Origin of the sequence: Paenibacillus mendelii, from assembly GCF_024498075.1 — a bacterium.
Lineage (GTDB): Bacteria > Bacillota > Bacilli > Paenibacillales > Paenibacillaceae > Paenibacillus_Z > Paenibacillus_Z mendelii.
In genome coordinates this window covers 11,780-30,895 of record NZ_JANHOF010000020.1, presented here as the reverse complement: position 1 = coordinate 30,895, position 19,116 = coordinate 11,780, and the positions used below count along the sequence as shown (strand labels likewise).

The window sequence follows — 19,116 nt, the reverse complement described above, 5'->3', positions numbered from 1 at the left end:
TGAACATAGACAGGCCAACCCGGAAGGGCTGGCCTGTTCTGGCTATCAATTGTATCACCGAAGCTCTAGATGTAGGACGAGTGGGTGATTAACTTCAATCCTGGATGGATGGTTAAAATGAATGTCTTTCCCTACGATTGTATACGCCAAGTCGACACCATCCAATTGGATGCTTTCGATCACTTCGATCTGCTCATTAGGAAGCTTGAGTACCTTCAGTTCCAGTTTTCCGTGCAGCACGTGAAGCCGGATTTGCCCGGGGCTCATCTCGAATGTTCCCCAGCCCATGTCGAGCGACCAGAATACGCGGAACATACCATCGGCCAATTGCGCAGGGCTGAAGCCGATCATGCCTTGGGCCATGTTATATTCGAATCCGCTGAAGGCCTGCAGCAATGAATAGCTTGCCATCGATCTTGCGTAATTGCTGCCGCATTCGATCTCATTCCACGGATTGCGCTTCTCGCCGTCGTAACGATCGCGAATGGCCTCGACGATGGCAAGACCTTCCTCGATAAAGCCTTCTTGGATCATGTGCGAAGCTGCCTGGTATTCAAAGCCTGTCATTGTTTCCGTATTGTAGGTTAATGGAATCGTCGGCTTGCTTACCCCGCTTGGCCATGTGCAGATCACAAGTCCTCCTTCGTCGTTGAGCGTGAAGAGTCTCCACGTATTCGCTTCATGTCTCATGCTGGATTTGAAGTTATACCGATACAACGATTTCAATGCGGAGCGGGTTTGCTCCTGATCGAGTACCTCGCCGAGACCGCACAGATTGGCATGCCACTGGGCGACGACCTGATCGATGGCGCAGCCTTCCGCGATCTGGTATTTAATCTCTCCCCGTTCTGTATTCCAGTAATGATTCACGGTTGGTTCGCCAAATGGATCAAGCACGGATTTGTCTGCCAAATCGATGTGCTGAACGTAGTATTCGCCATTGAATAAATGCTCATCTACCCATGCTTTGCCCATTTCGAATATCCTGCTGTACTCATCCGATGCGGCCTGTTCACCCAAGAACGACGCCATCTCCGCGCCTGCCTTAAGAGCAGCCAAGTAAAATCCGCTTAACCAGGAATTAGGTCCGTATAGCTCCATATCCAAGGTGTGATGCTGTCTGCCTGTGAGAACGCCCATTTTGCCCGGATCCCACTTGTCCTCGTTGCTCTCGGCCCATGCATACTCAATTGATTGCTTGACGTCCGGCCAGACGGAACGCAGCCATTCCGTATTCCCCGATATCTTCCAATCGCGATAAGTCTTGATAACGCCGCCGAACTGGCCGTCAGCACAGGCGCGGTAGTTATTTCTTTCGCGCCCGGCCGGCAGCATGAGGCGGAATGACATTCGGCCATCCTCGCGCTTGTTGTACTGGAAATCTAGATTCCGCATGCTGCGTTCCAAGCCGGGGAATAGGAACGGCATCGCGTAAGCATAGTTCCAGACATGCGTACAGGAACCTTCGCAGCAGCCGGTATCCGCAATGCAGCCTTCGAATCCGTAGAAGGAACCGTCGGTCAGCCGCAAGCTCGTCGCTGTTTTCAGGACGGACAGATTCGCGGATACCGCGTTCTTGACGACGGCCGGCACCGTGGAAGAGAACAAGGCCTCCTTGAATTTGAGCGTGTCCCCATACAGGCGGTCCCAATGAGCGAAGGCATACCTCGCGCTTGCCCGGGAATCCTCGAACAGTGTGGCGTAGTAGTTTTTCCATGAATTATGCCCGTTCGGATCCGGATTCCAATAATTATTCATATTCGGAAAATGCCAGCTGATCGTGAATCTGATCGTCGTCTTCTCGCCTGGCTTCAGCTCCACGTGTGCGGCCAGTGACGCTGTGTCTTTCCGGTACATAGGCGTCTCATCCACGCCATACTGTCTGTTCTTCAGACGCCCGGGCTGTTTAAAATCATGCCAGAACATCTCCAGATTATCGCACCATCCGCCGCGGTACCAATATTCCTGATAGCTGATCTCCGCCGCATCCGTAGCGATAGTGATATCTCCGAACTGGTGATGCTCGCTGTCATATTGCTTCGAGCCTAGCTTGATCATATGCACGCTGCGCTCTCGACTCTCGCGTGTCGTCTCGCTGTATTCATAGACAATCTTCTCCGTCGGAATGGGGTTACCGGCTGAGAGGCATAGCGTATAGGTAATAGGTACTTGCTCCGTATTTTCCAGTTCCCACTCGAAGAAGGCTGCGGGAATGCTGGAATCATCCTCTTGCAGCGGAATGAAAGGGTTAAAGGCCAGTAATTGAACGTTCCCCGGGAACGCCGGTTCCTTGAACGACATGCCTGCCAGCGGGAATTCCCCTCTGAATGCCACCTCTTCAAAATGGGGCATGCCCGCCATCGTCTGGCTTTCCGGACCGAACCCATAGCCGCTATGAAGCGGACCCCCGCGAATATGCTCGCCAACGTAGGGTGCTTGCATGTCCCCGTTCAATACCCGTGCGTCCAGCACATGTCCATTATGCTCCGCCTTCACCGCAAAGTGGCTAAAACCGTTGAAGCTCTTCTTATTGGGACGGTTGAAAATTTCCCAGTCCACTAACCGGCCGTTGCCCGCTAAGCCGATGCTGCCGCTTCCGATTCCGCCTAGCGGAAAGCTGATTTCTCTTGTTTTCGGGCCTTTATATACGTTCTCCATACGCAGCCTCCCCATATAATGATAGAATACGAAGTAATATACTGGTTTCATCATAAGAGGAGCGAGTATGGAATTCTTTATATAATAGACCTGTTTTCTTTGTAAAAAACGATTGTAATTAGATCTTGAAAGAGGTTTAATGCAGATGAAATTAGAAGATCACGTCATTGCACCCTATATTCGCATTGCCGATTATGCGATCCGGCCTCCGTTTCTTATCGGCGAGCGCAATCTGCTCGATTACATTATTTTCTATGTACAGGAGGGTCAATTTGAAATTCAGGTCAACGGTCAAATGCATACGTTGAAAGAAGGGGACCTCTGCCTGCTTCAGCCTGGTGATGTCCACACCATCAGAGGATTGACCAATACGATTAATCCGTACGTACACCTGGATTTGTTCTATAATCCGCAAAGGGAGAACAGCTTCGTCACCCTAGCCGGTCAAGTGGACATGACTTCCTATGAAGCTTACATGCAGCCCAGACTTCATCATTGCGAGGATGTTCGCCTACCCTTCAAGCTGGAGACGTCCCATTCGGGCAAAATGCGGGATTTGGTCTTAAAGATGATTGAATGCTGGCAGCTGCAAACCTACATGGGGATCGTAGAAGCCAACCAGCTTGCCCATGAATGGCTGACCACCCTGTTCAAGCATTACATGAAGCCCAAGCCGGGGGTACTGTCCCCGCAGCCCTTCCTGAATTGGATCACGTCATACTTTGCCTTTCATTTCTCCGAACCGATCAGCATAGGCGATATGGCGAGAAGGGCCAACCTGTCGCCTTCTCGATTTACAGTGCTGTTCAAGCAGCATTTTAACATGACGCCGTATCAATACTTGTTAAAATTACGAATCGAACATTCTCAGGAGCTGTTAAGGGAAGGACTAACCATCCAGAAAGTGAGCGAATATTGCGGCTTTACCGATGTGCATCACTTCTCGAAATCTTTCAAGTCCGCAACAGGAGTTAATCCCGGTTATTATAAGAGAAACCCGGACTGTCTGGCGGGTGAAGCCTCTCCTTAACGTTATGCTGCGAACAAATGAAACCTGTTATATTTCCTCAGCGTATCAGTGGATATGTGATGAAATGGAGGAGGTTTGCAATAATGTCAATGTTCAAACGAATGCTAGCGAGTGTCGGGATTGGCGGGGCTCAGGTAGATCTTATGCTCCATCAAGAAGTGGTGAACGCAGGGGATACGATCAGCGGCGTTGTCCGGATTCAAGGTGGCCGTGTGGATCAACAGGTCGATGACGTCTATGCCTTCGTTAAGACGCGTTACGTGAAGGAACAGAACGATACGAAGATGGATGTGGAAGCAACCTTGTCCAAAATCCTGTTGGCGAGGAAGTTTACCGTAGAGGCGGAGCAAGTCTATGAGTACCCTGTCTCATTCCAGCTTCCGGTGAATACACCAGTGACGATGGGGAGAACGCCTGTCTGGATTCAAACCGGATTGGATATTAAAGAAGCGGTCGATCCGAAGGATCAAGATCAGCTTGAAGTAAACCCGCACCCGTATTCCGCGGTAATTCTGGAGGCGGTTAAACAGCTTGGTTTCCGGCTTCGCAAGGTGACTTGCGAATACGCGCCGAACTACAGCAGGCTGAATGGATTGCCTTTCGTTCAAGAGTTCGAGTTCGTCCCTACCTCGCAGTTCCGTGGTCAACTCGACGAGTTGGAAATCATGTTTGATCCGGATGAGAACGGCGTGGACTTGCTGCTGCAGATCGACCGCAAGGCGCGCGGGTTAGGCGGATTCTTCTCCGAAGCGATGGATACGGATGAGCGGTTTGTAAAGCTGCGGTTCGACCGCAATCAGCTTGCTTCCGGAGCGAGCTACGCTGCCAACCAGCTGGCCGAAATAATCCACAAATACGTATAAACGAACACACCCGCATCTAATTGCGGTGTACGCGAAGAAGCCTTTCCCAACGGGAAGGGCTTCTTTATTATCAGCGTTAGCTTCTCCAGAAACATTCTTATGCTTCGCTGATTCTATGCCCGCGCTTCCATTGCCAAGATTTTACTTGTATATTAAGATTAATTCAATCCTATTAAGAAAGTGAGTGATTGTAATGAGAGTCATTTCATTCGTTGGTGAAGCCAATATTGTAGAGGTGCGGAAGGGATAAGATTGGGAGATCCCACTTCCGTGCAACAATTCAAACCACGGAGGGAGAACATTCGATGTCTTTCAGTTATTATGGCGAGCTTTGCACAGAGGTCTATGACCTAACGAAGAAAATTGGGCAGTCCTTTAATGGTGATATTGAATATTATCAGGCACGGTTGAAGTCTTGCAAGGGGCGGATTCTTGAAGCCATGGTCGGTTCGGGACGTGTGATCATCCCTCTTCTTGAATCAGGTCTTCTAGTCGACGGAGTCGATTACTCTCTGGAGATGCTGGAGTCCTGCCGGCGGCATTGTGATGCTCGTGGTCTGAGCCCCATCTTGATTCAAGCGGATTTGAAGGTGCTTGATCTTCCGAACCAATATGAAGCCATCATTATTCCTGCTGGATCATTTCAGCTAATTGAACAACGTGCAGAAGCGATCGAGGTCTTAAGGCGATTGTATGATCATCTCGAATCAGGTGGACGTCTCCTGCTGGATCTCTTTCTACCTGGGGAGGACTACAACAGTTCTAATGTAGGCAAATGGGACGGCACCGCTACGTTCCATTGTCCGAATGGCGACATCATCACGATGGAAGGCAAGTGCGTGGAAGCCGATCTTTTCTTTAACCAATATAAAGTAGACTACCTCAAGTATGAAAAGTGGCGGGCTGGAGAGCTCATTCAAACCGAATTGCAGCGCTTCGCCCTTCGATGGTACGGAGTAGAAGAGTTCAAGTTTATTTTAGAAAGCATTGGTTTTGCCGATGTCACGATTTCCGCCGACTTCGAATTTGGCAATCCACCCACCCATGGGAAGCAGCAATTCGTTTATGAAGCCGTAAGAAAATAAATCCAGATCACGATGACCCTTTACTGCCGGGCAGTAAAGGGTTGTTTTGAGAACGGAGGAACGCTGCACATGACTCAGAGTCTGGGCTATAGAGCCTCTTCACTTTGTATCATTCGAAGAGAGGATTCCATATTGGTAGAGAAGTTTCCTGAGGTGGACGGTGTAGTTACATATCGCCCAGTGGGAGGGACGATTGAATATGGGGAAGACAGCAGGTCGGCTGTCATTCGCGAGGTAAAGGAAGAAATCGACCAGCCGCGGAATTAAATATACATCACAGGGGGATTTCTGAATGACAATAATAAACGTTCACGATAAAGGATATGTACGGTTAGTAGATCACATGGGATCAGACTTAACCGTTGCCAATGCTGCGCGAGTATCCTATGCCAAAGAGTCGCTCGAACTGAGTGAGCGAGATATCCGGCTCATTAAGTTTCTAGCCCAAGAAGGCCACACATCCCCATTCCGGCATGCCATTACACAATTTGAGGTATACGCTCCATTGATGGTTGCTAGGCAGTGGTGGAAGTATGTGGTGGGCTCCGCTCATTATGAAGGGACAGGCGATAGCTTAGATGCCTGGAATGAGTCGAGCCGCCGCTACATTACGGAGGAGCCCGCATTCTATATCCCTAAGGCAGGTGAATGGAGATCGAAGCCGGCCAATTCCAAGCAGGGCAGCGGTGAACCCATAGCCTGGGAACTGGGCAAGAAGTACACAGGAGAATTAATGGCTTACATCGAGCAAGGGATCTCTAAATACGAGGCAGCCTTAGTAGATGGAATCTGTGCGGAGCAAGCCCGTCTGTTCCTTCCTGCGTATGGGTTGTATATCCGCTGGTATTGGACAGCTTCCGTACAATCCGTCGCCCACTTCCTGGCACAGCGTCTAGAGGACGATGCCCAGCAAGAAATTCAGGATTATGCCAAGGCTATTCTCGAGCTGATTAAGCCGATCTATCCGGTTTCCCTTGAGCAGCTTTGTAAATAGCATATCAGCGCGTGAGTTTCTGACAAAGCGTTCTCTGCCATTTTGCAAAATAAATAACCTGCGGAATCATTGTTCAATGACTCCGCAGGTTATCTGTTCTACTTCACGGCCAGCAGCTTCAAGGCTGCTGTAATGAACACCTTCATACCGATTAGAAGAGAGCCTTCATCGATTGTAAATTGTGGATGATGGTGGGGGTAAGTTATTCCCTTCTCCTTGTTGCCGGCTCCGATGTTGAAATAAGTGCCCGGCGCCAGGTGCAGGTATGCGGAGAAGTCATCGGCTGACATGCTTGGTTTGATCGTGTACAGCTTGTCCTCTCCGTAGAGCTCCTTAACGGATTCTGCTACGATCTGTGTAACCGCCTCATGATTGATAAGAGGGCGATAGCCGTAATCATAACGGAACTCATACGTTGCGCCGTGCGCTTGTGTAATGCCTTCAATAATCTGCTTCATCCGCTTCGGCAATTGTCCACGAAGATCAGGATCCATGCAGCGAACCGTGCCGCACAGCTCTGCACTTCCCGGGATGACATTATGTGTATGTCCGGCGATAAATTTCGTTACCGATACGACCAGCGGGTCCATAGGATTGAAGGCTCTGGAGGCCAGATGCTGCAGGTTCGTAACCAATTGAGCGCCAATCGCAACGGGATCGATCGCCATATGGGGCTCGGCCGCGTGTCCGCCCTTGCCGTGCACCGTAATATAGAACGTATCCGGTGAAGCCAGCATCGGACCTGCGACGACACCGACCTTGCCTACCTCGATCGGCGATTGCAGATGCGCGCCAATGACGGCATCCACGCCTTCCATCACACCGGCCGCGATCATCTCATCGGCGCCGCCGGGAGGCAGCTCTTCCGCATGTTGAAAAATAAACCGGATTTCGCCTTGAAGCGAATCGTAATGTTCGGCCATCACCTTCGCTACTCCGAGTACAGTGGCCGTGTGTCCATCATGCCCGCAGGCATGCATCGCACCCGGGTTGACCGAACTGAACGGAAGCCCGGTGTTTTCTTCGATCGGCAGCGCATCGATATCTGCCCGAATCGCCAGAACCTTGCCAGGTTGCCGGCCGATCAGTCTCGCCATCACGCTCGTCGCGGTCGGACGGGATACCTCCATACGTCCGATGGAGCGAAGTGTCTCTTCTATATAATGAGCGGTTTCGCTCTCGTGAAATGAAACCTCAGGATGCTGGTGCAGGTGGCGCCTCCATTGAATCACTTGTTCTTGTGCGGCTTCCGCCTGGGCAAGCAAACGTTGTACGTCAGTCATTGAAGGCTCCTCCTTTCTAGGCGTTTAAACCAAGTTAGCGTTATATTCGGATTTATTGCGTTCAATCTGTCCAAGATGCTTCTCTACATGATTGCAAATAAACTTGTCTATAATATGGGAAATCGAAATTTGCTCTTCATTCTTCATGCCGTACTTCTGCCACTGTTCTTCCGTGAGCTTGTTCAGAAGCAGCGCATTATAGCGGGCGAGCGCTTCATAAGCATCCAATATCTCAGGCAGCGGAATATCGTTGAATTGCTGTACATTCACCCATTCCTCATGAGCAAAGGTAACGATTGGCGTCACCGGCTCTGAGATGATTTTGCGTATGCGGTACGAATTGACGATATTGGAATCCATTAGATGACCGATGATTTCTTGAATGCTCCATACGTCCGGACCGGGCTTCCATGCAATCAGCTGCTCCGATAACCCTTCCACGCTTTGACGAATCTTCACGGCTGTCTGCTTATAATTGTGAATCGAGCTTTGTCGATCTGTCCCCATTGACATGCGCCTCCTCTAGCATTCGTTACCGGGTAGAGCTATTTAACTACTTAAGTGCATCTTCAATAAAGGTATTGTTAAATGACTTGCTAATATCGACTTTGTCCTTGATCGTGCCCGCTTCGAGCAGAATATCTGCCGTCGATTGCATAGCCGCTTGAACATCGGCCGTCACTGGCGTATTGATATAGTTCGTATAGTTGACGAGCGTCTTCACCAATTCCAAGTCCATCTTCTTCTCTTCCGCTAGAAGCGACGCGGCTTCATCCTTATTTCCATTGACCCAGTCAACCGTCTTCTGATACACCTTCAAGTAAGCCGTCGTCAGCTCAGGATGCTCCTCAATAAATTTGTCCCGCCCGATCATGAGCGCAGGAGCGACGATATTCATCGTTTCCACGCTTTCGACGATCCGTGCGCGGCTTGATTTCACTTCCGTTGTTACGAATGGATCCCAGGTTGCCCAAGCATCAACGCCGCCCGTTTGGAATGCGGAATTGGCTTCGTCCGGCTGCAGCTGCACGATTTTGAGATCCGATTCCTTCATGATGTTCTTCTCAAGCGCCTTAATCAGGAAAATATGTGCCGATGAGCCCTTCGCTACGGCGACTTTCTTGCCCTTCAGATCGGCAATCGATTGAACCTCGCTGTCCGTCTTCACAATAACGCTGTTCTGATTACCTTGAACGCCGATAGTGGAGATGACGGTGAACGGGCTGTTCGCCGCCTTGCCTGTAACGACCGTGCCATCGCCGATAAAGGAGAAATCCACGCGGTTCGATACGATCCCTTCCAGCAGTGGAACGCTGCTCTGGAATTCATGCCACTCGACATCCGCATTCAATTTGGCGAACTCTTCTTCGAACCAGCCCTTCTGCTTGGCGACCGACAGCAGGTTCAACCCGCCGTTAACCGCGATATTGACCGTTACTTTATCATCGCCCGACTTGCCGCCGCCGCTGCCGCATGCAGTCAAGGTCAAAGCTATGATCAGAATGAGCGATAGCAGACCGAATCGGGTTGTTATTCTTGTAGATTTACGCATTGTCAAAAGCCCCTTATCGTACTAGATTTATTTGCATTGTATTATTTCCGAGTATTCTAGTAAAGTATATATGAATTATGCTATCATAACTACAGGTTATGTGTGGGGGTGTTTACATGAATATGGAGCAATTTGAATATGTTTCCGCTATTGCGCGTACAGGCTCGATCTCGATTGCCGCCGAGCAGCTGCATGTCAGCCAGGCCGCCATCAGCAAAGCGATTGCCAAGCTGGAGCAGGAGCTGGGATTTAAGCTGTTTACCCGCTCACGGCTTGGCACGGAGCCTACGCCCCGGGGTAGAATCATTATCGAGAAAATATACGATATTCTGCTCAAAGTCGCGGAGATCAAGGAAGAAGCGCAGATCGAGAGCAAGCAGATCGAGGGGGAGGTTCGCTTCTCCGTTGGTCCCAATTTCATGGCGGTGCTGACCAAATCGATTATTTCCTTCAAACAGGACTATCCCAATGTCCGGCTTGCGATATCCAGCAAGAGTACGGAGGAGGTTATACAGGATCTGAGGGAGGACCGAACCGATCTGGGCCTGATCTACTTTCACGAGCATGATCAGAAGAAGGAGCATGTCAAGGATTTGACGATGCACAAAATGTTGGATTCGCGAATTGTCGTGTGCGTGGGTAGAGGATCACCGCTCGCCTCAAGGAAGAGTGTCTCCCCGGAAGAGCTTCTCGCCTATTCGTTCGTCAATATCGATGGCGTATTCTCGAACTGGTATTTGGAGGAATTCGTCAGCAAGTACGGCTCTGTCGATGTAATCTTCACTTCCAACAATATCGAGCTGCTTCGAAGAACCATTGTCGAGGGTGTGGCGATCGGCATGTTTATCGAGTACAGCATGCTGAACGATCCGCTCATTCTAAGCGGCGATATAGTTATTGTTCCTCTTATTAATCACGAGCCTACTACGATTTCGCTAGGCTGGGCGCGGTCTAATCATAAGCATTTCTCCATTGCCCAGAAGGAATTTTTGAAGTATGTCATGCGGGAATATTTGAATCCGAATTTGAAACATTGACCGATTCTTCTTGCCCGGCCCTGTATTGACAACTAACTTCCTCTTCTGCTACTATTCATCCTAAATTCTACAGCGGCGTAAGAGATTCGTTGCAGGGGGACATCAGCACATGACATCGGCGGCATTAGAAATCAACCAGTTGAACAAAACCTTCTACACGGCAAACCAGGCTACTCATGTTCTCGATCACATTGAATTTACGCTGATGGAGCAAGAGTTTGTCTCGATTATCGGACCGAGCGGCTGCGGGAAGAGCACCCTGCTTAAGATCGCTGCCGGGCTGGATGTGCAGTACGAAGGCCGCATGCTGCTGCATGGGGAAGACGTCACCGGTCCGAGCAAGGATAAGGGATTTATTTTTCAAGAGCATCGTTTATTCCCATGGGCAACTGTTGAGAAGAATATTGCTGCGGATCTCTCCCTGAAGGACCGTAACGTTCGGGAGCAAGTCGATGAGATGATCAAGCTTGTCCGGCTGACTGGATTCGAGAAGGCTTATCCGAAGCAGCTGTCGGGAGGCATGTCGCAGCGGGTCGCCATTGCACGGGCCTTGCTCCGCAAGCCAAAGGTGCTGCTGCTCGACGAACCGTTTGGCGCGCTTGATGCGTTTACCCGTAATCATATGCAGGAATCCCTGCTCGATATATGGCGCGAGAACCGCACCTCCATGCTGCTCGTCACGCATGATATCGACGAGGCAGTATTCTTGTCCAACCGCGTTGTCGTCATGGATGCAAGACCCGGCCGCATTAAAGCCGTTATCCCTATTGAGTTGCCTTACCCAAGAAACCGGGTTAGTGCGCCCTTCCAAGAACTGCGCAATGAAGTGATTCGTGCACTTGGTCATGAGGAGCAAGACAACGATACTTGGTCTATTTAACATCATCGGAAGGGATTGTTTCCTCATGTTCAAAAGCGAAAAGGCGAAGCGGTTTGCCTTGGGCAGCCTTATTCCAGTGATTGTGCTGCTGGTTTGGCAGCTGGCATCGACGCTGGAATGGATATCGCCCCAGCTGTTTCCTTCACCGGTCTCCATTTTTCGTAATTTCTACGAGATTATCGTTTCAGGCGAACTCATGCATCACTTGGGAATCAGCGTCATGCGGGCTATGCTCGGCTTTGTAATCGGCGGCGGCTTAGGATTATTGATGGGTCTCTTCGTCGGATTGTTCAAGCGCTCCGAGCAGCTGCTCGATCCGTCTATCCAAATGCTGCGAACCGTGCCATTGCTGGCCGTTACGCCATTGTTTATTTTGTGGTTTGGCTTCGGGGAGCTGTCTAAAGTGCTGCTTATATCGATGGGCGCCTTCTTCCCTCTGTACGTCAATGCGTTCTTGGGGGTCCGCAACGTCGATGCCAAGCTGTTTGATGTGGCGCGCGTGCTGGAATTCAGCCGGATCCATCAAGTGACTAAGGTTATCTTGCCGGGCGCGATGCCCAATATTTGTTAGGTGTCCGTTTATCGTTAAGCACGTCTTGGCTGTGCTTGGTTGTAGCGGAGCTGATGGGGGCGGATCAGGGCATCGGCTATCTCATTCAGGATGCGCGAGCCTATATGCGGACCGAAATCGTATTTGTCGGCATATTCATCTTCGCCATCGTCGGCAAGCTGACCGATTCTCTGGTTCGGATTCTGGAGACGAAGCTGCTCAAGTGGCAGGATAGCTACCGCGGATGAGTCATCTCAAAAAAGCCTATGCTGCCGCATTTCTATATGCGGTTATCATCGGCTTTTCTCTTATTTTCGTAAAGTTTGCCCTGATCTCCGCGCATCCGATCGACTTGCTGGCCCATCGGTTCACGTTATCCTTTGCCGCCGCAGCCGCGGTTGTCCTCCTCAGACGCTCCAAGCTGCGGCTTTCGGGGAAGGACATGCTCGCCATGCTGCCGCTGGCTGTCTTCTTTCCGACCTTGTACTTCGCGCTGCAAACGTTCGGGTTATTATATATTCCGTCTTCGGAAGCAGGGATCATTCAAGCGACCATTCCCTTAATGACGATGCTGCTCGCGTCGTATTGGATCAAGGAGGCATCTACCTTTAAGCAAAAAATAGGGATTGCGCTCTCCGTCGCGGGCGTCGTCTATATGATCGCCATGAAGGGCATTCACATGAACGCAGCTAATTTGAATGGAGCCCTGCTCATCTTGCTATCGTCGCTTTCGTTTGCAGTCTATAATGTGCTTGGCCGCAAGCTGGTTCAGCAATACAGCGCAGCGGACATAACGTTCTTCATCATGGGCGTCAGCTTTGTCGTGTTCAACGGCTTTGCGATCGGCCGTCATGCCGCAGAAGGGACGCTGACGTCATTCTTCACGCCATTCGTCGACCCCTTATTTATTGCTTCGATTCTGTATCTAGGCATACTCAGCTCGCTGATCACTTCGTTATTAACCAATTACGCGCTGACGTATATGGAAGCCTCCAAAATGAGCGTGTTCATCAATCTGGCCACGTTCATTACCGTTATCGCCGGTGTGGCCGTGTTTGGCGAGAAGCTGCTGCCGGCACATATTACCGGCGGGCTCGTTATACTAGCCGGCGTCATGATCGTGAATATCTCGGGTAAACCCACCCGAAAATTATCCGAAACAAACAGAAGAAGCGACTAAGAACCTGGTGTTCTTAGTCGCTTCTTCTTTCATTTGCTTACGATTGAATTTTTGCCGGCAGTAAACGAAACCACTTGTGCTGTCTCATCGTATCAGTGAAGAGGTGAAAAAAGGAGGAAATTCAGTAATGTCCATGTTCAAACGAATGCTCGCGAGTGTCGGGATCGGCGCGGCTAAAGTAGATCTCATGCTGCACCAAGATGTTGTGAAGGCGGGGGACCTGATCAGCGGCGTCGTCCGCATTGAAGGTGGGCGCGTGGATCAGGAGGTTAACGATGTCTATGCCTTCATCATGACGCGATACCTGAGGGAGCAGAACGATACGAAGAGGGAAGTGGAGGCAGCCGTCTCCAAATTCCTGCTGGCCGGGAAGTTTACCGTAAAGGCGGAGCAGGTCTACGAGTTCCCCGTCTCATTCCAGCTTCCGGCGAATACGCCTGTGACGATGGGCAGAACGCCAGTCTGGATTCAAACCGGACTTGATATTAAAGAAACGGTTGATCCGAAGGATCAAGATCAGCTTGGCGTAAAGCCGCACCCATATTCCGAGGTTATTCTGGAGGCGGTCAAACAACTCGGTTTCCGGCTGCGCAAGGTGGAGTGCGAATACGCACCGAATTACAGCAGGCAGTATGGATTGCCTTTCGTTCAAGAATTCGAGTTCGTCCCTACCTCGCAGTTCCGGGGTCAATTGGACGAATTGGAAATCATCTTTGACCCGGATGAGAATGGTGTCGACTTGCTGCTGCAGATCGATCGCAAGGCGCGCGGGTTAGCCGGATTTTTCTCCGAAGCGCTGGATACGGATGAGCGGTTTGTAAAGCTGCGGTTCGACCGCAATCAACTTGCTTCCGGTGCCAGCTACGCTGCCAATCATCTGGCCGAACTAATCCGCAAGTACGTATAAATGAACGCACCCGCATTTACATTGCGGCATACGCGCTGAAGCCTTTCCCAACGGGAAGGGCTTCTTTATTATCCATGTGCTATGCAGTTATAACCGTTATATACCGATGCTTTAATTGCCAAAATTTTACTTGTGTAATATATTTATTCTATGAACATGTAGATAGATTCCGATCGCGAAAACAACCCTTTACTGCCGGCAGTAAAGGGTTGTTGTGAGAGCGGAGGAATGATTCGATCGACTCAAGTCTATCAGTGGTGCGTACCTATAATAGGAGATGAGAGGTGGCTAGGTAATGGAAAATAGATTCACTACTCGATTAACACTCAACAACTATGGTTTTGCTGGCATGGATGCATCTCAGCTCGGTGCGATCAAATCGGTTGCGGATTTTTATCAGATTCCATTAACCCCAACACGCATTTATGGGATGACGGGCTTGGCCTTTCTCCATGTACTTGATGAGCGTTGTATACACCCCAATGCAGGTCCGCCAGTACCCGAGATTTATCGACTCGCACGCAATCTTGGTATTCGAATAGAAGGGATCCACCAGTTTGCCGAGGGGGAAGCCTTCACTGTTCTGCAGGCAGAAGCATGGGACAAGGCAAGGGCGGCAGTGGATTCCAATAAACCCGTGTTTGCCAAACATATCGCTCAACTTGACCAGACTTCCGTCATTACGGGATATGATGAGGTTGGTTATTATATCGATTCCTGGCATACGGGGTATCAACACAGTGAGGATGTGATCCCCTGGAACTTACTAGGGCTAAGCCTGTGTCCGTGTGTGAATTGTCTAGAGGAACGTAAGCATTCTAAACCAAGAGATACAACAAGCGGGATCGTTTCCTTGCATTGGGCCGATCCTGTCGCAGCAGGTGATGAATTATTCACGTTTAAGGAGGCTATCCGATTTGTCCTCCGCATGAATGAAGAGGCTGTCTACGAGGAATTTGGACAAACGTACTTTGTTGGCTCAAGAGCTTACGAAGAGTGGATCAACGCCATACAACATGATGTGGTTTTGAAGTTTGATTTTGCCCTGGTCATCGAAGTCGTTCATGAAGCCAGATCGCATGCCAAGCTCTTCCTCGAAGAGATGAAGGATCAACTAAATATGGAATCGCAGAAGTCCCTTGAAGAAGCCATACATATCTATACCGAGATATCTACTAGAACCCGTGTGCTGAGAGACAAGTATCCGTATGAACAACTGCGGGTGTTGTTTAGCGCGATCGAGAAGGAAGAAATGCTAACGATCTTAAGAGAACTATCAATATTGGAAAAAAAAGCGTTGGCGTTATTATCGGAAATTTATTCGGTTATTTAGCTGTGAATCGCTCTAGCAGCAGCGTATAAACGGAACTCAAGCATTACTTGATATACAGATTTCACGGGAATCGATACACTGAAGTCATCTTGAGCGAAGGAGTGATGGCAGTGTTTAATATGGTCAAAGTAGGAAGAAATATTGCCAAGCTAAGGAATCAAACGGGAATTACTCAGATGGGGTTAGCCGATCTAATGGGGATTAGCCACCAAGCCGTTAGCAATTGGGAGCGGGGAGAAACCATGCCCGATATCTCTAAGCTTCCCCAACTGGCTGAAGTATTCGGTGTGAGTATCGATGAGATTCTCGAAAACAGCAAAGGCACACAGCTGCTTAAGCATGTGCTCGACCATACAACCGAGGGTTACTTACAGAATAATGATATATCGATAGAAGAGATTTCGGAGGTGGCCCCCATACTCCGAACCGAGCAGGTGGATGAGGTATTTGAAAGTGTGAAGGATAGAATGGCGATAAGCGATCTCGTGTCCATAGCACCCTTCCTTAGCGAAGAGTTGATTGATGAATGTGCGAGAAAAGCTTTTGAACACGATGGGATGTCTTCTCTAATGCCTATAGCACCATTTGTCAGTGAAGAGACCATTGACGAAATTGGGAGAACGGTTTTTAACCAGAAAGGAATATCTTCATTGTTGCCCATTGCTCCATTTGTCAGCGATGAGCTGATTGACGAAATTGCAAGAAAGGATTTTGAAGATGCCGGACTATCATCATTGGTGTCGATAGCGCCATTCATCAGAGAAGAACTGCTCAATGAATTTGCGAGGACATCATTTGAAGCTGGAGGGATCTCCTCCTTGGTGTCGATGGCTCCATTTATCAGCGATGAGGTGCTCGACGAATGTGCAAGGAAGGCTTTCGAGCTAGAGGGTGTTCATGCCCTGCAGTCGATCGCGCCATTCGTCAGTACAGAGGTCATGGATGAATGTGCGAGAAAGGCTTTTGCCCTTTAGCTCCTTATTGGAAAAGATGCTTATAACCGTTTTTTATCTTTTTAGCGCTAGTTGATCCGTGTTAAATTAAATCTGAATTTATTGACCGGCGGCCGGCCGACATTCGTACACTGCCGCCGATTCGGCCCAAGGGTAAGGTAAGTTTACTCTCGGGCCATTTTGCTTTCTTTAATCAAGGGGGGGGAATTGCTTGTGATAATTAGCCTGAGGCCAGTAACGATCGAGAATTGGTATGACTGTGCGAGGCTTAAGGTAACGGCCGAACAGCTTAACGTCTTTCCGGCGCCTGTTGTTTACTGGATCGCGGAATCCAAATACATGGATGATTTTGAATTACGCGCGGTGTACGAGGATGATGAAATCGTGGGCTTTATCGTGTTTTGCAACAAGCCGGATGAGGAAGGGAACTTCTGGATACCTGCATTCATGATGGATGAGAAACAGCAGGGCAAAGGCTATGGCAGGGCTGCAATGAAAGAGCTTATCGCCTATATGAGCGTTACCTTGAATTGCAGCCGGATTATGATCGGACATAGACCCAACAACCAAGCGGCGGGACACTTATATGAATCATTGGGGTTTAGTAAAGTGAGTGAAGAAGTAATCGATGGTGAAATCATTCGCGTGCTTCAAATGTAAGGAGGCAATATGGTGGGTGGTGTAATCATTCGTCTCTATCAGCAATCGGATGCTGAGGCTATTGCAGCAATGATCAACCAGGATCCCTTGAACTTTCAATACGGGCTAACCGCACAAGAATTCGACCGGGAGTTAGATGAGCCTGGGGAGAGAATTCGTGAGAATACCTTTGTGCTCCTCGTTCATGCACAAATCATCGGGTATCTCTCTCTATGCTTCAGCGATTCCGGCGATCGTATTCATGTCTATTGCTATGCTGGTGTCGATCAGGATTGGCGAAGAAAAGGGATTGGTACACGCATTCTTCAATTCATTGTTCAGCATTTGACGAATATTGCCGTAAGTGAGGAAAGAACAATCGTCTTTGTACATCGTGCTGACTCTAGAGCAGCGGGTTTAACCGAATTAGCCCTTCAACAGGATATGATACCTGGACATGAACTACGAATCCTTCGCAACGCACAACTAGACCGAATAGCAGCCGATCCTCTTCCGGGTTATGTTTTGAGTTCTCCCAAGCATTCGGATGCAGCTTCTTGGGCTGCCATCTATAACGATGCATTTGGCGGTCATAAAACGGCTGATCAAGTTATTCACGAATTTAAGCGTTCGGATTATAATCCTGACTTATATATATTGGCAACAAGCATAGACGGTATGCCAGCAGCATTCGTCTCTTCGAAATTAGTCGGAGAAATGGGTAAGATTCCCACACTAGCCGTAAGGCCGGAACATCAAGGCCAAGGGCTAGGTCAGGCGTTGCTAGCTGAAGTTCTAACCCGATTAAGAAAGGCAGGAGCTATAGAGGTCACTTTAACTGTAGGCATAGATAATAGGAAGGCACTTCACTTGTACAAGAAGCTTGGATTTGGTTCGTATGCGACGAGATGTAATTATTACAAAGAAATAAGGCCTTCAAGCGCGAAATAAGCGTTTAGGTTCAGGGAATGCCTAGATGGTCTCGAATCATAGAAACAAGTTTTGTAGGCTGCTTTTCGTGAAGCTTCAAAGAACGCAATGAAGGCAGCCGGTCTTTCCGGTGACAAGACGGCATACTCAATCATTACGTAAACTTCCGCGACGTCTGCAGCTGGATTTCCAAGCGAAGCATGCATCCAGTCGACCACCTTACAACTCTCGTCCCCGTTTAGCTGGAACATCAATCGCTCCTTGTTCGACTAGCTTTAACATGTTTAAGTTGGGCAACGATGATGACGCTAATGATGACGAGAAGGAACCACGAGCTGATTTTGCTGAAACTAACCAGTTGCCAGGTTTGGTGCTGATCAGGGTATTTCCAAGCATCAAAAAATGTGGCTATATTTTCCGCTAACCAGATGAAAAAACCTACAATAATAAAAGCGAGCGTTAAGGGCATTCGATAAGTAGTCGTCCTTACCCGATAGATGATCCTTGTTTTCCGGAAGACAATAAACACAAGTGCCGTCAACCACCAACGAAAATCGGGAAGAAAATGATGGGTGAAAAAGTTGAAATAGATGGATCCTCCCAATAGCGCCGAAGGCCTAAGCCCAGGCCAGCCAGTCATGTCCATCTTCAGTCTCCGCCAAATCTGACACATAAAGCTTGCGACACTGGCATACATAAATCCGCTATAGAGCGGGACACCGAGCAGCTTCGTATACCCAGGCTCAGGATATGACCATGATCCCATCCAAACCTTATAGACCTCCAGCAACAATCCAATCAAGTGAAATACACAGATTACTTTGATTTCATCACGTGTCTCTAATCCACTGCGGTACATGAAGTATTGAACTCCAAGCAGTATAAGTAGAATGGCATCATAACGATGAATGAAAGGTACCGTTATTACGCTAGAGAGAGCTAAGGTTCCAAAGATGGCAACAGGAAATATACAGCTCATCGCCTGATGATAGCCAAAATGCAGGAGTTGTATGATTGGTTTCAATTCTGTTTATCTCCTCCCTAGGCCCATTGAATCGTACGATTCATCAATCATTGTGGTTACCTATTTATCTGTTTGCTATGTTGTCTAAAATCAAGAATAAAGGCGAAAGCCCTATTTAAAAAGAGAAAGTTTCTCTTATTATATTTCTTATTTTGATCACCATGCTCACCCTCTATGGAAAATCCCATTGCTGCCCTTTAGCTTAATACAAGGAGCAG

The 19,116-nt window shown here is 49.0% G+C and carries 18 protein-coding genes and 1 pseudogene; 14 read left to right on the top strand and 5 right to left on the bottom strand.

Annotated features, from left to right (window positions below; all coding sequences use genetic code 11):
* Nucleotides 1-54 precede the first annotated feature (54 nt).
* A complete protein-coding gene (locus NNL21_RS31605) occupies nucleotides 55-2,658 on the bottom strand; it encodes a GH116 family glycosyl-hydrolase (RefSeq protein ID WP_204820776.1) in 2,604 nt (867 codons plus the stop codon).
* 145 nt (nucleotides 2,659-2,803) lie between these two features.
* Between NNL21_RS31605 and NNL21_RS31600 the strand changes: the two genes are divergently transcribed.
* The 5 genes from NNL21_RS31600 (at nucleotide 2,804) to thyX (ending at nucleotide 6,630) form a co-directional block, all read left to right on the top strand.
* Entirely contained in the window at nucleotides 2,804-3,688 is an 885-nt protein-coding gene (locus NNL21_RS31600; RefSeq protein WP_204820777.1) for a helix-turn-helix domain-containing protein, read from the top strand.
* Nucleotides 3,689-3,771: 83 nt separating this feature from the next.
* The gene (locus tag NNL21_RS31595) at nucleotides 3,772-4,551 is read left to right on the top strand and encodes a sporulation protein (RefSeq protein WP_204820778.1); all 780 of its coding nucleotides are present in this window, start codon (nucleotides 3,772-3,774) and stop codon (nucleotides 4,549-4,551) included.
* A 305-nt stretch (nucleotides 4,552-4,856) separates the two neighbouring features.
* Nucleotides 4,857-5,636 carry a class I SAM-dependent methyltransferase gene (locus NNL21_RS31590; protein ID WP_204820779.1) on the top strand — a complete coding sequence of 260 codons (780 nt, stop codon included), beginning with the start codon at nucleotides 4,857-4,859 and terminating at the stop codon, nucleotides 5,634-5,636.
* 69 nt (nucleotides 5,637-5,705) lie between these two features.
* A complete protein-coding gene (locus NNL21_RS31585) occupies nucleotides 5,706-5,903 on the top strand; it encodes an NUDIX domain-containing protein (RefSeq protein WP_204820780.1) in 198 nt (65 codons plus the stop codon).
* 25 nt (nucleotides 5,904-5,928) lie between these two features.
* Nucleotides 5,929-6,630 (top strand): FAD-dependent thymidylate synthase, encoded by a 702-nt coding sequence (gene thyX / locus NNL21_RS31580; protein ID WP_204820781.1) that lies wholly within the window; start codon nucleotides 5,929-5,931, stop codon nucleotides 6,628-6,630.
* A 98-nt stretch (nucleotides 6,631-6,728) separates the two neighbouring features.
* Here the strand turns inward: thyX and NNL21_RS31575 are convergent, their stop codons facing one another.
* The 3 genes from NNL21_RS31575 to NNL21_RS31565 are packed head-to-tail and all read right to left on the bottom strand — an operon-like array spanning nucleotide 6,729 to nucleotide 9,465.
* Nucleotides 6,729-7,913 carry an amidohydrolase gene (locus NNL21_RS31575; protein ID WP_204820782.1) on the bottom strand — a complete coding sequence of 395 codons (1,185 nt, stop codon included), beginning with the start codon at nucleotides 7,911-7,913 and terminating at the stop codon, nucleotides 6,729-6,731.
* Between the two features lie 24 nt (nucleotides 7,914-7,937).
* Nucleotides 7,938-8,420, bottom strand: coding sequence for a DinB family protein (locus NNL21_RS31570; RefSeq protein ID WP_204820783.1), 483 nt, complete (start codon nucleotides 8,418-8,420; stop codon nucleotides 7,938-7,940).
* A gap of 46 nt (nucleotides 8,421-8,466) precedes the next feature.
* A complete protein-coding gene (locus tag NNL21_RS31565; RefSeq protein WP_204820784.1) occupies nucleotides 8,467-9,465 on the bottom strand; it encodes an aliphatic sulfonate ABC transporter substrate-binding protein in 999 nt (332 codons plus the stop codon).
* Between the two features lie 116 nt (nucleotides 9,466-9,581).
* Between NNL21_RS31565 and NNL21_RS31560 the strand changes: the two genes are divergently transcribed.
* From NNL21_RS31560 to NNL21_RS31520, 9 genes and pseudogenes are all read left to right on the top strand, one after another.
* Complete coding sequence (locus NNL21_RS31560; RefSeq protein ID WP_204820785.1) at nucleotides 9,582-10,502, top strand: LysR family transcriptional regulator; 921 nt, start codon at nucleotides 9,582-9,584, stop codon at nucleotides 10,500-10,502.
* Between the two features lie 109 nt (nucleotides 10,503-10,611).
* A complete protein-coding gene (locus NNL21_RS31555; RefSeq protein WP_204820786.1) occupies nucleotides 10,612-11,382 on the top strand; it encodes an ABC transporter ATP-binding protein in 771 nt (256 codons plus the stop codon).
* A 25-nt stretch (nucleotides 11,383-11,407) separates the two neighbouring features.
* Nucleotides 11,408-12,180 (top strand): annotated as a pseudogene (locus NNL21_RS31550) (ABC transporter permease).
* Nucleotides 12,177-13,112 carry a DMT family transporter gene (locus NNL21_RS31545; protein ID WP_204820787.1) on the top strand — a complete coding sequence of 312 codons (936 nt, stop codon included), beginning with the start codon at nucleotides 12,177-12,179 and terminating at the stop codon, nucleotides 13,110-13,112. The pseudogene NNL21_RS31550 and the gene NNL21_RS31545 overlap by 4 nt, the downstream one beginning before the upstream one ends.
* A gap of 127 nt (nucleotides 13,113-13,239) precedes the next feature.
* On the top strand, nucleotides 13,240-14,019 hold the full coding sequence (locus tag NNL21_RS31540) for a sporulation protein (RefSeq protein ID WP_204820788.1): 780 nt from the start codon (nucleotides 13,240-13,242) through the stop codon (nucleotides 14,017-14,019).
* Between the two features lie 295 nt (nucleotides 14,020-14,314).
* A complete protein-coding gene (locus NNL21_RS31535) occupies nucleotides 14,315-15,352 on the top strand; it encodes a cysteine peptidase family C39 domain-containing protein (RefSeq protein ID WP_204820789.1) in 1,038 nt (345 codons plus the stop codon).
* Nucleotides 15,353-15,471: 119 nt separating this feature from the next.
* Nucleotides 15,472-16,326, top strand: coding sequence for a helix-turn-helix domain-containing protein (locus tag NNL21_RS31530; protein WP_256555619.1), 855 nt, complete (start codon nucleotides 15,472-15,474; stop codon nucleotides 16,324-16,326).
* 192 nt (nucleotides 16,327-16,518) lie between these two features.
* A complete protein-coding gene (locus tag NNL21_RS31525) occupies nucleotides 16,519-16,965 on the top strand; it encodes a GNAT family N-acetyltransferase (RefSeq protein WP_204820791.1) in 447 nt (148 codons plus the stop codon).
* Between the two features lie 9 nt (nucleotides 16,966-16,974).
* Nucleotides 16,975-17,895 carry a GNAT family N-acetyltransferase gene (locus NNL21_RS31520; RefSeq protein WP_204820792.1) on the top strand — a complete coding sequence of 307 codons (921 nt, stop codon included), beginning with the start codon at nucleotides 16,975-16,977 and terminating at the stop codon, nucleotides 17,893-17,895.
* 229 nt (nucleotides 17,896-18,124) lie between these two features.
* Here NNL21_RS31520 and NNL21_RS31515 read toward each other — a convergent pair whose 3' ends face one another.
* Nucleotides 18,125-18,898 (bottom strand): DUF817 domain-containing protein, encoded by a 774-nt coding sequence (locus NNL21_RS31515; RefSeq protein ID WP_204820793.1) that lies wholly within the window; start codon nucleotides 18,896-18,898, stop codon nucleotides 18,125-18,127.
* Nucleotides 18,899-19,116: the final 218 nt, after the last annotated feature.

Bases quoted from the DNA above. Each gene is read 5' to 3' on its own strand.
- NNL21_RS31605 (WP_204820776.1), bottom strand. From the start codon at position 2,658: ATGGAGAACGTATATAAAGGCCCGAAAACAAGAGAAATCAGCTTTCCG.
- NNL21_RS31600 (WP_204820777.1), top strand. From the start codon at position 2,804: ATGAAATTAGAAGATCACGTCATTGCACCCTATATTCGCATTGCCGAT.
- NNL21_RS31595 (WP_204820778.1), top strand. From the start codon at position 3,772: ATGTCAATGTTCAAACGAATGCTAGCGAGTGTCGGGATTGGCGGGGCT.
- NNL21_RS31590 (WP_204820779.1), top strand. From the start codon at position 4,857: ATGTCTTTCAGTTATTATGGCGAGCTTTGCACAGAGGTCTATGACCTA.
- NNL21_RS31585 (WP_204820780.1), top strand. From the start codon at position 5,706: ATGACTCAGAGTCTGGGCTATAGAGCCTCTTCACTTTGTATCATTCGA.
- thyX (WP_204820781.1), top strand. From the start codon at position 5,929: ATGACAATAATAAACGTTCACGATAAAGGATATGTACGGTTAGTAGAT.
- NNL21_RS31575 (WP_204820782.1), bottom strand. From the start codon at position 7,913: ATGACTGACGTACAACGTTTGCTTGCCCAGGCGGAAGCCGCACAAGAA.
- NNL21_RS31570 (WP_204820783.1), bottom strand. From the start codon at position 8,420: ATGGGGACAGATCGACAAAGCTCGATTCACAATTATAAGCAGACAGCC.
- NNL21_RS31565 (WP_204820784.1), bottom strand. From the start codon at position 9,465: ATGCGTAAATCTACAAGAATAACAACCCGATTCGGTCTGCTATCGCTC.
- NNL21_RS31560 (WP_204820785.1), top strand. From the start codon at position 9,582: ATGAATATGGAGCAATTTGAATATGTTTCCGCTATTGCGCGTACAGGC.
- NNL21_RS31555 (WP_204820786.1), top strand. From the start codon at position 10,612: ATGACATCGGCGGCATTAGAAATCAACCAGTTGAACAAAACCTTCTAC.
- NNL21_RS31545 (WP_204820787.1), top strand. From the start codon at position 12,177: ATGAGTCATCTCAAAAAAGCCTATGCTGCCGCATTTCTATATGCGGTT.
- NNL21_RS31540 (WP_204820788.1), top strand. From the start codon at position 13,240: ATGTCCATGTTCAAACGAATGCTCGCGAGTGTCGGGATCGGCGCGGCT.
- NNL21_RS31535 (WP_204820789.1), top strand. From the start codon at position 14,315: ATGGAAAATAGATTCACTACTCGATTAACACTCAACAACTATGGTTTT.
- NNL21_RS31530 (WP_256555619.1), top strand. From the start codon at position 15,472: ATGGTCAAAGTAGGAAGAAATATTGCCAAGCTAAGGAATCAAACGGGA.
- NNL21_RS31520 (WP_204820792.1), top strand. From the start codon at position 16,975: ATGGTGGGTGGTGTAATCATTCGTCTCTATCAGCAATCGGATGCTGAG.